The sequence below is a fragment of the Halobacillus litoralis genome, assembly GCF_009856445.1.
GTDB classification, from domain to species: domain Bacteria; phylum Bacillota; class Bacilli; order Bacillales; family Halobacillaceae; genus Halobacillus; species Halobacillus litoralis.
The window spans coordinates 958,105-971,610 of sequence record NZ_WMFA01000002.1; the positions used below are offsets into that span (position 1 = coordinate 958,105).

Here is a 13,506-nt window from a genome sequence, read left to right on the forward strand (position 1 = left end):
CTTAGTTATTGCTTTTCCCCCATATGCATGGCTGCAACGCCGCCCGTATAGGATTTTACAGTTACATTTTTGAACCCGACTTCTTCAAACATCTCTTTCAGTTCCTTTTTCCCTGGAAAGTCTTTCGCTGATTCGTGAAGCCAGCTGTACTCCTGATAACTTTTGGCAAAAAGCTTACCGAACACAGGCATGATTTTTCCGAAATAAAAATAATAGAGTTTTTTGAAGACGGGGTTGGTCGGTTGTGAAGTTTCTAAACAGACGACTTTGCCTCCAGGTTTCACGACACGATGCAACTCTTTTAGAACTTGTTGATAATCAGGAACATTCCTTAAACCAAAGCCGATCGTTACAAAATCGAACTGGTGATTTTCATAAGGCAGGCTCATGGCATTACCATGCTGAAATTCCACTTGGCTTACCCTGCCGGCAAGCTTTTTCTTAATGCCTACGGACAACATGTTCTCACTGAAGTCAAGGCCGATCACTTTCCCCTGTGTACCGACTTCATTGGCCAGTGCCATCGTCCAATCCCCTGTCCCGCAGCAGACATCAAGCGCATGGTCTCCCTTTTTCACATTCATACGTTTCATGACATCTCTCCGCCATAATCGGTGTTGTTGAAAGGAGATAATTGAATTCATACTATCATAACGTTCATAAATTTTTTCGAATACATGATGTACTCTTTCTTCTTTTGATTGTGGTTCCATATTCACCCTTCTTCCGCTATCTTTCTATGGTTGAATTGATGATGAATAGCCGCGTGCATGTAAGATTTCAGCCAGTTGAAATGGACGGGTAGCTGGGTGATCGTCGTTTCCAGCCGGTGCATGTGATTTTGCAGCATTTGTTCAATGTTCACCACTACTTGGCCACTATTCCCAAGTAAAGCCGGGCGTTTGATGAGGGCATCAATAAGAGGGGAGAAATTCCCTTCCTGATAGCTGCGCTTTGCTTCCATCAACTTTTTAGCTAAAAGCCATTCGCCAGCCATATCATTAATGGCTGTTTTTTGGACATACGAAGCAACCCTTTGAATAAGCAGAGACTCAATTTTTTTCAAACCTTCTAAAAATTCTTGGAATGACTCCACATCTTTATAATAAAGTTCCATCTTCAATTCATTGATTTCCTTAATCGCCCCAGCAAGCGTATGAATCATAGGAATGTCGTCAAGTTGAGAAAGCAGATAATAATACAGGCCGCTATAATAATCGCCGGCAAGGACCGTCAATTGACGACTGCGAATGATGTCACGATCATCTTCTTCATCTGATAAAGTAACGAGATCGTGTGTATCAAGAGCAATCTGTACAAGCATCGTTGTAATGATGTATTGTTCTTTTTTCACCTCAGACAAATTCGTGTGATCCATGATTGAAGACAAAATGACAAGTTTGTCTTCATCGATCGTCGGCTCAGGGATAAAACGTACCAAATAAGGGTGGCGAACTTTCGATGCAATTTTTCGTTTGAGTTGTTTGATGTCGTTATCTGAAGAATTCAACTTGATCACCTTGTCCCTTCCTGAACACTATTAAACCATTCCTATTATAGCATATTTGACCTTTTACTGTTTACTATGTATACGTTCGCAGAGCGAAGGTTACTCTGCCTCGTTCGTCATTTCTCCGTGGCTCGTTTGAATGACCGCTTTCCCACGCACTTTCACGGCAGAAGTATGCTCTGTAAACTGAGCAATCATGACTTCCCCACGATCAAGCTTTTCAGAGTGATGGAAACGTGTATCCGTACCGCGGGTCAAACCGATGACATTCACACCATCTTCAAGGGCTTTTATCACAAAGAAATCGTTGTTAGATGTAGTCATAAGGACCGCCTCCTTCTAGTATCATTACTATCTCTTAAAAAGGGGACTGTTGTCAAAACATCCACCTTGTTCACCCCTGCATAAGAACGGCCTCTCCATCATTATGGCCTCAATACAGGTTTTTAATAAAAATAAAAAGAAAAAGGGTGCACATGCACCCTTTTTCGAAGCCCTATGTAGCTATTATTTAACCGCATCTTTAAGGGCTTTACCAGGTTTGAAAGCTGGTACTTTACTCGCGGAGATTTCGATTTCTTCTCCAGTTTGCGGGTTACGGCCTTTACGTGCCGCGCGCTCACGTACTTCGAAGTTACCGAATCCAATTAATTGGACTTTATCACCGTCTTTAAGTGAATCCATGATAGATTCGAATACAGAATCTACAGCTTGTGTAGCATCTTTCTTAGAAAGATCAGCTTTTTCAGATACAGCGTTGATTAGATCTGTTTTATTCATGCCATTCACCTCCTCCCAAGAAGGTTTAACTCATTCAAGTGGTTTCATCCACTTCAAATGTTTATTTAGGTGCCATCTTTTGATGACAAGCCTTATAATAAACGAGTTTGTAGCGAAATTCAATAGACAATCATGTTAAAAACGCGTAACAATGCGACTTCAGAGCTGAATCTCGCTTCATTTACGGTCCCGCCTGCCATAATCTTCTTCAAGTGGCAAACCCGCTAAAACCTTGATATGGCGGGGTTTAGACAACTTTTTTGATCTTCACATAGGTAATTACGACATCTACCTCAAAAAATCCTTTTAACTTCGTAATTTTTTTCAAAAAAACACTGAAAAGAAAGCATTTGTCGTGTTTTTTTGAAGAAAAAAGAAGTTCCTATAGTCTTCTCTTGTGAAAGCAAAACCCAGGTATTCCATACAGGTCTGCCTCACTTCTGGAGTTCAAAAAGACTTCCAGATGCTCTATGTTTCGATGTTTTTTAAATACGTAAAAAAGAAAAAATTAAAAACGGCTCACACGGAGCCGTTATAAAATAATTGCGATCATACCACCAGATCCTTCATTGATGATACGTTCGAGCGTTTCTTGTAATTTGTATCTTGCATTTTCCGGCATGAGCGCCAGTTTAGCCTGTATGCCTTCACGTACGATTGAACTTAAGGATCTTCCGAAGATATCGGAATTCCAGATGGATAGTGGATCTTCCTCAAAGTCCTGCATCAGGTACCGCACAAGTTCTTCGCTCTGTTTCTCTGTACCGATAATTGGTGAAAATTCAGATTGGACATCCACTTTGACCATATGGATTGAAGGAGCGACAGCTTTCAAACGCACCCCGAATCTTGAGCCCTGCCTGATGATTTCAGGTTCATCAAGCGTCATATCTTCTAAGGTCGGTGCAGCGATGCCATATCCGGTCTGTTTGACCATCTGTAAGGCATCAGCCACCTGGTCATACTCTCTCTTCGCATGTGAGAAATCCTGCATGATCTCAAGTAAATGATCTTTTCCTCGGATCTCTTCTCCGACAATTTCTTTCAAGACATGATCGTACAAATGCTCCGGCGCTTGAAGATCGATTTCAGCAATCCCTTCCCCAAGGTCCATACCCGAGATATGAGCACCCGTAATGTACTCGTATTGATCGAAGTTTCCTACGACCGTATCCACATCCCGTAATCGTTTAATATCCTTGACAGTATCTTCAATCGCTGCTTGAAGGTTGTTTCTCAACCAGTGACGAGAATCAAGCACCATCACCCAGCTAGGTAAGTTCACATTCACCTCAAGCACAGGGAATTCAAATAATGCTTCCCGAAGGACATTTTGAACGTCGTTTTCCCGCATGCTTTCTACAGAAAGCGCAAGGACGGGGATATCATATTTATCAGACAGATTCGCCCTCAATTTCTCCGTATTCGGATGATGAGGCTGAGCAGAGTTCACAATCATGATGAAAGGCTTTCCGACTTCCCTCAATTCTTCTACGATTTTCTCTTCCGCTTCCACATAATCAGAACGGGCGATTTCTCCAATGGTACCGTCTGTTGTCACAACGATTCCAATGGTCGAATGCTCCTGGATTACTTTTTGAGTACCGATTTCTGCGGCTTCATGAAAAGGAATCGCCTCTTCATACCAGGGAGTATGAATCATTCTTGGACCGTGCTCATCTTCATATCCGACTGCACCCTTCACGGCATAGCCGACGCAGTCAACCATGCGGACGCGGATGTCGAGGTGATCATCAATATTGATGTTTGCCGCCTGATTAGGGACAAACTTAGGTTCTGTTGTCATAATTGTCTTTCCGGCTGCACTCTGTGGCAGCTCATCCAACGCGCGCTCACGCTCTGACTCTTCCTCCATATTTGGTAATACTACGAGCTCCATGAATTTTTTTATGAATGTGGATTTTCCAGTACGAACAGCCCCAACGACTCCTAAATAAATATCTCCATTTGTCCGTTTGGAAATATCACTGAAGATATCAACCTTTTCCAAAGGATCCCCTCCCAAATAAAATTTCACCTTCATACAAGCCTAGACAATCTAATTCTATGACGTTGTCCTAGTGAAATATGCAAGAAATTATAAGTACAGATACTTCTAGTGGACAAACATTCATAGATGATTCGCATAAACAGGAGAAGAGAAACACTGGATAGGTAAAGGATAATCAAGTTTAGTTTATGCTCACTAAAAATCTATGAAAAAAACCGTCCCTCTATGCAGGAACGGTTAACAATCATGTCGATGGCTGGGCTTTGGAAAACACCGGCTCCCCATCTTCTATTGTGTATGTGGTGGAATAGGCAGGGACGAATGGGGTATGATCCGTCAGTAAGTAACGGATATCTTCTCCATGCTCGTAACTGTGATCTTCATTTCTTAAGTAGGTGTACAAGTCTTTTCGATAATCAATATACACTCTTCCCTGTTCATCCAGATAAACGGGAAGTTTTTGATCAGAATAGGGACTGTTGACCATCGGAGGTTCGTCCATTCCAATTTTCTCATGATCAAGTTCATACACCCCAGGAGCTACGAAATCACCAAAAGGTGGAAATTTATTATTATCCCGGTAGAACTTCACTTTAACCTGCAAAGACCGCACCTCCTCTGTCGTTCTAAGGTCCAGCACTTTCACAGTCGGATCTGTTTCAGGATGGATGATGACATACTGATAATGGCCGCCGTTTTCAAACGAGGTACCCGGTAATTCAGAGAGAAGATTCATTTCTTTCAACTTACTGAATTCAATCGGATACTTCTGGAAGATTGGCGTATCCTGATCTTTCGTTTTGATAGGCAGAAGACCGTTTTTCTTCTCTTGATAGGTATCTACAGCATTTTGAACCATCTCAAGCTGCTGGTCATTCGGAACCTGGTTCTTCGCCAACTTGTTCTGCGGATATAGACATCCGGAAAGCAATAATGCCGTCAAGGGCAATAATATGAATAAAAAGCGTTTCATGTGGTGTCTCCCTCCTGTTAGGCTGTAGGTCCGCTCAGGACGATATAAAATATGATGATTCCCCCGAAAATCATAAACAAATAGGCAAATACCGCAATCATCACTGATAGAAAGCCTTTTAATTTATACCTGCTTAAGTAAATCAAACCAACAGCCAGGAACAATGAAATAATCCCTGCGAAGGATATGTACATTTTGAGCATTGATTCAGACACAGTTCTTCCTCCTTCAAGCACACTTTGCTGATGGTATTATACCACATGTATCCATAAACGGACAGATGAGAAAACAGAGTCTATCAGTCTTGTATAGCCTTTCTTACAACTTTTTCTTAGAATGTCTCTCGCCTATATTTTGTGGATGAATGGTTAGTAAAGAATATGGTTCCCCTCCGCCACCTTGTATTTCAAAAGGGGTCCCGAGCCACTTATATCGTCTAAGGACTGATGGTAATAGTGAGACTCTTATGGGGTATGAGGCCTACAAACATCTCGAAACTGATTCTTCAAGATAAGTGGGCTTATATGAAAATAATGACTTCGGTTTACTGCGTTTTTCAAATGAAAAATGCATAAAAAAATCCGGAGCAAATGGTTTGCTCCGGTTGACTAAACAATTCCCTGACCAGCTCATGTGTAATGATTGCTGCGTAATATCTTATGCATACGAATGAAGGACCGCCTCCTCAGGCGCCTATTGGTTCGTAATCATTTTAAAAACTTGCCCAAGGTATTCATATCCAGAGGCATGTTTTGTTTGGTGATTGCTTCAACGATTTTATCTTCCTTTGATTTAGACACGTTCTTATTAGCAACCTTTGCGAGCTGGCGAACAAGACGTCTGACCGTCTTTTCATCACTGAAATCAGCATTTTGTACAGAATTCGCCACTTTGAAGACATCTTCTGGGTCGATGTTTGCCTTTTTCTTCAGATGATCAAAAATATTCTTCTGAAAATCGTTCATGAACAATTGACCTCCTCGTGCGTTAGGTTCTGTGTAGTATATGCACGAGAGTCGATATGTGTCAGTCATTCATCTTTTCATCAAGAATATTTGTCAAATCCTCCATTTCATGACGTCGAATCCTTGTCATCAATTCGTCGACGACATCTCTCGGATCAGCCGATTCAAATAAAATTCGGTAGATTCCTGAAGTGATCGGCATTTCCACTCCTTGCTCCTGCGCAAGTTGGAAAGCGGCTTTCGTCGTCCTGACACCTTCAACGACCATTCCCATTTGATCCAATACCTCATCCAATGGGTACCCTTGTCCAAGTTTATTCCCAGCCCTCCAATTTCGGCTGTGCGAGCTCGTACAAGTTACAATAAGGTCGCCGATACCTGTCAAGCCGGAGAAGGTGAGCGGGTTTGCTCCCATCGAGGTTCCAAGACGAGCAATTTCAGCAAGCCCTCTAGTAATCAGTGCTGCTTTAGCATTATCTCCGTAACCTAGCCCATCAGAAATACCAGCACCAAGGGCGATAATATTTTTCAATGCGCCCCCAAGTTCCACACCAACAAGATCAGGAGAGGTGTACACACGGAACTGTCGATTAATGAAGAGGTCCTGCACTTTTTCTGCGACTTCTAGTTCCTCTGAAGAAACCGTTACGGTCGTCGGCTGCCTGAGACTCACTTCTTCCGCATGACTTGGACCGGATAGAACGACGATATCTTCATATTTTTCTTTAGGGATCTCTTCGGAAATCACTTCAGAAACACGCTTGTAAGAGCCAGGCTCTATCCCCTTTGAAGCGTGTGTAATAATCACTTTTTCGTTTAGGACTTGCTTCAATTGACCGCAGACTTCTCTCATAGCCTTTGTAGGAACAACCAAAATGACATGTTTTGCATTTTTTACAGTTGCTCCCAAATCATGGCTTGCAGTAATCGAATGAGGAAGATCCACATCTTTTAAATATTTTTCATTTCTATGCGTTTGGTTGATTTCTTCAGCAAGGCTCTCCCTGTGTGTCCAGAGATGAACCTCATGCCCGTTATCAGCAAGAACGAGGGCAAGAGCTGTTCCCCAGCTCCCCGCACCAAGTACAGCTACTTTCTCCATGTTACCTGCTCCCTTCGTGAATGAATCAGCTACGTCTTCTAGCGAATATTTTAATTGGCGTTCCTTCGAAACCGAAGGCTTCACGAATCCTGTTTTCTAAAAATCGCTCATAAGTGAAATGCATCAATTCAGGTTCATTGACAAACACCACAAAGCTTGGCGGTTTGACAGAAACTTGAGTGGCATAAAAGATCTTCAGCTTTTGACCTTTGATGGATGGAGATGGATTCATAGCAAGAGCGTCCATGATCACTTCGTTAAGCAGATTCGTCTGCACACGCTTCGCATGATTCTCGCTTGCTTCCAACACTTTTGGAATCAGTGTATGAATCCGTTTTTTTGTTTTGGCAGATAAAAAGACGACTGGAGCATAGTCCAGGAAACGGAACTGATCCCGAACCTTATCCTCAAACTCTTTCATCGTTTTTTCATCTGTCTCCACAGTATCCCATTTGTTGACAACAATAATGACAGCTTTTCCGGCTTCATGGGCATAGCCCGCAATCTTTTTGTCCTGTTCTTGAATCCCATCATCTGCATCAATTAATGCCAAAACAACATCCGAGCGTTCAATCGCTTTTAAAGCCCTCATGATGCTGTACTTTTCGGTCGTTTCATAAACTTTGCCTCGTTTTCTCATGCCGGCTGTATCAATGATCACATAATCTCGATCGTCTTTTGTGAAAGGAGTATCAATGGCATCCCTTGTCGTACCTGCGATATCACTGACAATTACGCGTTCCTGACCAAGAAGACTGTTTACGAGCGACGATTTTCCTACGTTCGGTCGTCCGATCAAGCTGAAACGAATGGTATCATCATCGATCTCTTCCTGAATTTTTTCCGGGAAGTGGCTCACTACTTCATCCAGCATATCGCCGAGTCCCAGACCATGTGTACCCGAAATCGGGAAAGGTTCACCAAAACCGAGGGAATAGAATTCATATATGTTTTCCCTCATTTCAGGATTGTCTACCTTGTTCACTGCAAGTACCACCGGTTTATTCGATTTGAATAATAGCTTGGCTACTTCTTCGTCAGCCCCTGTAATTCCATCACGGCCGTTCACCATGAAAACGATGACATCCGCTTCATCGATCGCTACTTGGGCCTGTGCTCTCATTTGCACGAGCAACGGCTCGTCTCCAAGTTCAATTCCACCTGTATCAATGACATTGAAACGAGTGGTCAACCATTCCGCTTCTGCATAAATCCGGTCCCTTGTGACACCGGGCGTATCTTCTACAATTGAAATTCTCTCTCCGACCAGTCGGTTAAATATCGTTGATTTCCCAACATTCGGTCGTCCTACAATAGCAATTACTGATTTTCTCATGAAAGGATCATCCTTTCTTTATTTCTATTTTCATTATTCCATGTTTCCTCAGTAGTGAAAAGCAAAAAAATACTGCTCTTCCCCGGGCGATGGTTTAATAGCCCATCTTCCGAAGAACAGCAGGAAGCCATTAACTTTATTATCTTAGCAAACTTTAGAAAAAGAAACAATTCTTTCTCAGTGCTTGACGATAATATAGAGTTGATCACTTAATGCATGAGCGATTCCATCTAAAATAGCTTCTAAGTTCGCTGCTATAGCTTCCATCTCTTCCTTCGTATCGCATTTAAATACAGCTGCACTGCCATGAACCCGATCATCCTCCGTAGTCACGGCTGCCAAAATGGCCTTCTCCATTTTCATGAATGATTCCTCCTACCTTTTCTCGAAGGCATTTGTATTGCATTTTCAAGGACGGGTACGTGTTCAATAATCTCCTTCGCTCGTTTAGAATCCTTCTCTTGAGGAAGAATGAACACACCAATCCTTCCATCATTCAAGTCTCTCTTGATCAATGGCACGAGAGCGGGAGTACCTGAATCCCTGAAAACTCCAAGGGTTACAGAAACGTCATGCAAAATAGCCTGTCGTTGACCGAGGTTAGCAATGGTGGAACGCACACTGAATTCTTTAGGGGTCAATACAAAGCCCATTCCATATTTCATAATCTCTTCCTGACGCTCAGGTAAACCAATGTTCATAATGTAAATGTTATCCACATACAACCCGGCTCCGTCGAAGGATATGGCCTTCTCTTCTACCGTTACGATATCGGAGAGCTTGGACCCGCTCATCAACATTCCAGATAGAAGGAAACATACGATAGCAGCACCTAAAGCCACCCAAACATTAAGGGCTAAGTAACAAAGAGTTACGACAAAAGAAGTGAAGATAACAAGGTAATTCCTGCTTTCGAAAGCCACCGCTATTCCTTCAATATACGTATTGCCCCGAGGGACAAGTTCATAAGAGTCCATTTCTGTTAATGTATTCCTCTCCATATTACGCACTTCCCGAAATTGTGAAGCCGCTAACGTCAAAAAGGTCACGGCTGTGAATTCTTTTTCCATAATAGAAGGAATGGCTATGGTTCCCAGTGCTGCTGCAATAAACCCTAAAGATAAATGGATGATCTTCCCATGAAGATAAGTAGGGTATTGCCTGTAATCCGTACGAAGCATAAAGACTCGAAGTGCTGTACCGACAAGGATTCCTAAAATAATGGGATACGTGTATTCATTCACACAAAAGCAGCTCCTTTTGATATGGATTTTCTTTTTTTACGTATCGATCTCTTCAATTGCTCCATGCCATGAAAAAGGAGCAGAACAAATACCCCTTTGATCCAAAAAGAAAGCATCAAGTGAGTGGCAATCAGCCCTTCATTTTGATAAAGGGCGAAGATAAGGAAAGAGAATAAGGTACCCCCGGCATTCGTTAACATCCATAGACCGATCTGGCCACCTACATCCTTAATAAAAATTCGAAGGAGACCCGCAATCACAAGAGTGAACAGTGAAAGACCCGGAAAGTTTACCCATATTGGGTGAACAATAAGAAACATCCAAACAGCAGCGTAACCAATACTAAGAATGAACGGCCAGAAATAATCAAACAATGACCTTCTTATCGATATATATAGGTAGGTTCCGAGAACGACAAGGGTAATAATATGAATGTAAAATTGCCCTTTTTGACTCCAGGAAAGCATGTCATATGTACACATAAAGACACCTAAAACCAGTAACAAATCGCGTTTGAATTTCCTTTTATGAATGAAAAAAACAGCTATAATTGTTAGTGACCACGCAAACCAATAAAAGGTTGCCTCCAAGACTCACACCTCCCAAGCTTCACCAATTATTATGTGTGGTTCATGAAAGCTTTAAACATTTTCTATAAAGAAACAGGAATAACCTTTTGTGCTTACTACTTATTAAACAATATGGCAGGTTTCTTGAAGACTCAGTTTCGAGACTTTTGTTAAGTGGATGGGGCTGCGGGGAATGACTCGCTTTCCGCGGCAGCGCGGTGAGCCTCCTCAGGCTGACGCCTTCCGGGGTCTCACCTAGCACTCTTTTCCCGCAGGAGTCTCACCATTCCCCTCCGCCCCTTAACCAAGTATGGTTCTCGAAACCACTTCTAAAAGATCAGCTTGAATAATGAAGCGAAATGAATCATATAAAATTTCCTACTGCTGGCTGCCAGAACTTAAGGCTTGATATAGAGCGTTTTATGCCTACTTAGGATAGAGGAATAAGAGACACTCACTTTCGGTATAGGGGTTCGTTCCACTTCTCCACAAATGGGGTGGTTGGGAAGCTGCGAGACTCCCGTGGGAGAAGGAGATAGGCGAGATTCCGCAGGACGCAGTCCGAGGAAGCTCGGCGCTCCCCCACAGGAAAGCGAGTTGCTTCCCAGCCACCCCTAACGCTTAACCAGGCAACGAACCCTGGAAACATCTCGAAACTGAGTCTTCAACTAAAGGGAGCTTATGTTTAAGAAGCATAGAAAAAAATACATAAAAAAACCTATGACAAATTTGTCATAGGCTTATTTCATTCTTTGGTCATACCATTGTTTCGTATAACCGAACTTCACATGTGCTTTTCCATTCAGTTCCTTGGGGTGGAGAGCATTTTGAAGCATCATAGCAATTTTGAATTCGTGTAGAATATGATGAATCTCCTGAATTAACTCTTCCCTTCCTTCATTCACTAATATCTTTAACAATGATCCGGCCATTCCGAACCCTTTTGCACCAAGCACCATAGCCTTTGCTCCATCAAGGCCATGACGAACGCCTCCTGATGCGAAAACATGCAAATCATCTCGAATTGACGCTTCAAGTACTGAAACCGGAGTGGGAATGCCCCAATTATTAAAGGAAGTATATGCACGCTCACGCCGCATGTTTTCGACTTTAGAGAAGTTAGTCCCCCCTCTTCCACCTACGTCCAGGTGACGAACACCCATTTGATAGAGAATATCCGCAGTTTCTTTCGACATTCCATAACCCACTTCTTTTACAATCACCGGAACGTCCATGTGGTCAATGATGCTCTGAATTCTGTGCATACGATGTGAAAAATCACGATCTCCTTCAGGCATGATCATTTCTTGAAGCGTATTGATATGAATTTGCAGAGCATTGGCATCTAGCATACGAACCGCTTCCCTTGCCTGCTCTAATGTTGCTTCACTACCAACATTAGCAAAAATGACACCTTCAAGATTCGCTTCTCTGACAATTTCATATGTTCTTCGCTCTTCGGTATTTTTTAATGCCGACATTTGAGAACCGACAGCCATCCCAATCCCCGTTTCTTTTGCTGCTAGAGCCAAGTCACGGTTGATAGCCATGGTCTCTTCTCCGCCACCGCCAGTCATCGCATTAACAAAAAGAGGGGAACTTAAATAAAGTTCCCCCACTTGTATATTCATCTGTATATCCTCGAAATTGAGACGGGCAAGACTTTGATGAACAATTTCGATGTCATCAAAATGATTATGAATCTCCCGTTCGTGACTGATGGCGTGGCGGATATGGTCAATCTTCCTTTCAGATCTGCTCATATCCATCCCTACTTCTTTTAAGCACATCACCATTGTTGATGGTTCCAAGAGCCATCACTTAATGGTTCAGGAGCTTATTTTTTATATTTATCGAGCTTGTCGCCAATCATATCACTTAAAGAGAATCCGGAATTGTCATCTTCTTTCTCATACTGTTGAATTTCAGCACGAGTCTCGTCACGCTCTAACTCTTTCATGCTTAATGAAAGGCGTTTAGCGTCCTCGTCAACATCCAGAACTTTCACTTCCACCGTTTGTCCTTCTTCTAAGACTTCATCAGGTGTACCGATGTGGCGGTTGGAAATTTGAGAAATGTGGACAAGACCTTCTACTCCAGGGAACACTTCGACGAAAGCACCGAAGCTTACGAGACGACGAACCGTTCCTTCAAGAGTTTCACCAGGGTTCACTTTTGAAGTGATGTCATGCCATGGTCCTGGCTGTGTAGCTTTCAAAGAAAGAGAAATTCTTTCATTGTCACGATCGACAGAAAGCACTTTTACTTTGACTTCTTGGCCTTCTTCTACAACATCAGATGCTTTTTCCACATGCTGATGAGATAACTGGGAGATATGTACTAGTCCGTCAATACCTCCAAGATTTACGAAAGCACCAAAGTCTGTCAAACGTTGTACAGTACCTTCGATGACTTGTCCTTCTTCTAGAGATTGTAGCACTTCATGCTTCTTCGCTGATTCTTCTTGTTCAACGACTGCACGGTGGGAAAGGATTACACGATTTTGCTCACGATCCAATTCCACGACTTTTAAGGAAAGTGTTTTTCCTTTGTAGTCTTCAAAATCTTCAACGTAATACGTTTCAACCAAAGAAGCTGGAATGAATCCACGCAGACCGATATCAACAACAAGCCCGCCTTTAACTACATCTTTAACTTCAGCTTCAAAGATTTCTCCGCTCTCGAACTTAGCTTCCAAATCTTCCCATGCCTGATCTGCATCAACGGCACGCTTAGAAAGTACGATTTCATCATCTTCCACTTTCTTCACTTGCAGAGTGAGCTCGTCTCCTTCACTCACTGCATCTGAAGCTTTTTCTACATGAAGGCTGGATAATTCACTGATAGGTACAATACCTTCGACTTTATATCCAACATCTACGAGGACCTGTTTTTCTTCAATCTTCACGACTTTACCAGTCACGATGTCCCCTGCAGAGAATTCTTTCATTCCAGATACTTCTTGATTCATTTCATCCATACCAAGCTACCTCCTTCAAATTCCGACACAACCTAA

15 protein-coding genes are annotated in these 13,506 nt (G+C 42.5%); all 15 read right to left on the minus strand.

Going from position 1 to position 13,506, the window contains the following annotated elements:
- Window positions 1–5 precede the first annotated feature (5 nt).
- Complete coding sequence (locus tag GLW00_RS10080) at window positions 6–713, minus strand: demethylmenaquinone methyltransferase (protein ID WP_160913570.1); 708 nt, start codon at window positions 711–713, stop codon at window positions 6–8.
- Between the two features lie 2 nt (window positions 714–715).
- The gene (locus GLW00_RS10085; RefSeq protein WP_160913572.1) at window positions 716–1,519 is read right to left on the minus strand and encodes a heptaprenyl diphosphate synthase component 1; all 804 of its coding nucleotides are present in this window, start codon (window positions 1,517–1,519) and stop codon (window positions 716–718) included.
- Between the two features lie 90 nt (window positions 1,520–1,609).
- Window positions 1,610–1,834: a trp RNA-binding attenuation protein MtrB gene (gene mtrB, locus GLW00_RS10090; protein WP_160913574.1), complete on the minus strand. Its 225-nt coding sequence runs from the start codon at window positions 1,832–1,834 to the stop codon at window positions 1,610–1,612.
- 183 nt (window positions 1,835–2,017) lie between these two features.
- A complete protein-coding gene (hbs, locus tag GLW00_RS10095; RefSeq protein ID WP_008638574.1) occupies window positions 2,018–2,290 on the minus strand; it encodes a non-specific DNA-binding protein Hbs in 273 nt (90 codons plus the stop codon).
- A 532-nt stretch (window positions 2,291–2,822) separates the two neighbouring features.
- Complete coding sequence (gene spoIVA / locus GLW00_RS10100) at window positions 2,823–4,301, minus strand: stage IV sporulation protein A (RefSeq protein WP_160913576.1); 1,479 nt, start codon at window positions 4,299–4,301, stop codon at window positions 2,823–2,825.
- A gap of 244 nt (window positions 4,302–4,545) precedes the next feature.
- On the minus strand, window positions 4,546–5,274 hold the full coding sequence (locus tag GLW00_RS10105; protein ID WP_160913578.1) for a YphF family lipoprotein: 729 nt from the start codon (window positions 5,272–5,274) through the stop codon (window positions 4,546–4,548).
- Window positions 5,275–5,291: 17 nt separating this feature from the next.
- On the minus strand, window positions 5,292–5,489 hold the full coding sequence (locus GLW00_RS10110; protein WP_160913580.1) for a DUF2768 family protein: 198 nt from the start codon (window positions 5,487–5,489) through the stop codon (window positions 5,292–5,294).
- 492 nt (window positions 5,490–5,981) lie between these two features.
- Window positions 5,982–6,239 carry a stage VI sporulation protein F gene (locus GLW00_RS10115; protein WP_089652586.1) on the minus strand — a complete coding sequence of 86 codons (258 nt, stop codon included), beginning with the start codon at window positions 6,237–6,239 and terminating at the stop codon, window positions 5,982–5,984.
- Between the two features lie 61 nt (window positions 6,240–6,300).
- Window positions 6,301–7,341, minus strand: a complete 1,041-nt coding sequence (locus GLW00_RS10120; protein WP_160913581.1) for an NAD(P)H-dependent glycerol-3-phosphate dehydrogenase — start codon at window positions 7,339–7,341, stop codon at window positions 6,301–6,303.
- A gap of 25 nt (window positions 7,342–7,366) precedes the next feature.
- A complete protein-coding gene (gene der, locus GLW00_RS10125) occupies window positions 7,367–8,677 on the minus strand; it encodes a ribosome biogenesis GTPase Der (RefSeq protein ID WP_160913582.1) in 1,311 nt (436 codons plus the stop codon).
- Window positions 8,678–8,854: 177 nt separating this feature from the next.
- On the minus strand, window positions 8,855–9,040 hold the full coding sequence (locus GLW00_RS10130) for a capping complex subunit for YIEGIA (RefSeq protein WP_146816027.1): 186 nt from the start codon (window positions 9,038–9,040) through the stop codon (window positions 8,855–8,857).
- On the minus strand, window positions 9,037–9,921 hold the full coding sequence (locus GLW00_RS10135) for a YIEGIA family protein (protein WP_160913583.1): 885 nt from the start codon (window positions 9,919–9,921) through the stop codon (window positions 9,037–9,039). The genes GLW00_RS10130 and GLW00_RS10135 overlap by 4 nt, the downstream gene beginning before the upstream one ends.
- A complete protein-coding gene (locus GLW00_RS10140; protein ID WP_160913584.1) occupies window positions 9,918–10,511 on the minus strand; it encodes a YphA family membrane protein in 594 nt (197 codons plus the stop codon). Before GLW00_RS10140 ends, GLW00_RS10135 begins: the two co-directional genes overlap by 4 nt.
- Before the next feature lie 719 nt (window positions 10,512–11,230).
- On the minus strand, window positions 11,231–12,253 hold the full coding sequence (gene fni / locus GLW00_RS10145) for a type 2 isopentenyl-diphosphate Delta-isomerase (protein WP_160913585.1): 1,023 nt from the start codon (window positions 12,251–12,253) through the stop codon (window positions 11,231–11,233).
- A gap of 74 nt (window positions 12,254–12,327) precedes the next feature.
- On the minus strand, window positions 12,328–13,470 hold the full coding sequence (gene rpsA / locus GLW00_RS10150; protein ID WP_089652592.1) for a 30S ribosomal protein S1: 1,143 nt from the start codon (window positions 13,468–13,470) through the stop codon (window positions 12,328–12,330).
- Window positions 13,471–13,506 lie beyond the last annotated feature (36 nt).

Excerpts from the sequence above, each read along its gene's own strand:
- GLW00_RS10080 (WP_160913570.1), bottom strand. The coding sequence starts at position 713 with ATGGAACCACAATCAAAAGAAGAAAGAGTACATCATGTATTCGAAAAA.
- mtrB (WP_160913574.1), bottom strand. The coding sequence starts at position 1,834 with ATGACTACATCTAACAACGATTTCTTTGTGATAAAAGCCCTTGAAGAT.
- hbs (WP_008638574.1), bottom strand. The coding sequence starts at position 2,290 with ATGAATAAAACAGATCTAATCAACGCTGTATCTGAAAAAGCTGATCTT.
- GLW00_RS10105 (WP_160913578.1), bottom strand. The coding sequence starts at position 5,274 with ATGAAACGCTTTTTATTCATATTATTGCCCTTGACGGCATTATTGCTT.
- GLW00_RS10115 (WP_089652586.1), bottom strand. The coding sequence starts at position 6,239 with ATGAACGATTTTCAGAAGAATATTTTTGATCATCTGAAGAAAAAGGCA.
- GLW00_RS10120 (WP_160913581.1), bottom strand. The coding sequence starts at position 7,341 with ATGGAGAAAGTAGCTGTACTTGGTGCGGGGAGCTGGGGAACAGCTCTT.
- der (WP_160913582.1), bottom strand. The coding sequence starts at position 8,677 with ATGAGAAAATCAGTAATTGCTATTGTAGGACGACCGAATGTTGGGAAA.
- GLW00_RS10130 (WP_146816027.1), bottom strand. The coding sequence starts at position 9,040 with ATGAAAATGGAGAAGGCCATTTTGGCAGCCGTGACTACGGAGGATGAT.
- fni (WP_160913585.1), bottom strand. The coding sequence starts at position 12,253 with ATGAGCAGATCTGAAAGGAAGATTGACCATATCCGCCACGCCATCAGT.
- rpsA (WP_089652592.1), bottom strand. The coding sequence starts at position 13,470 with ATGGATGAAATGAATCAAGAAGTATCTGGAATGAAAGAATTCTCTGCA.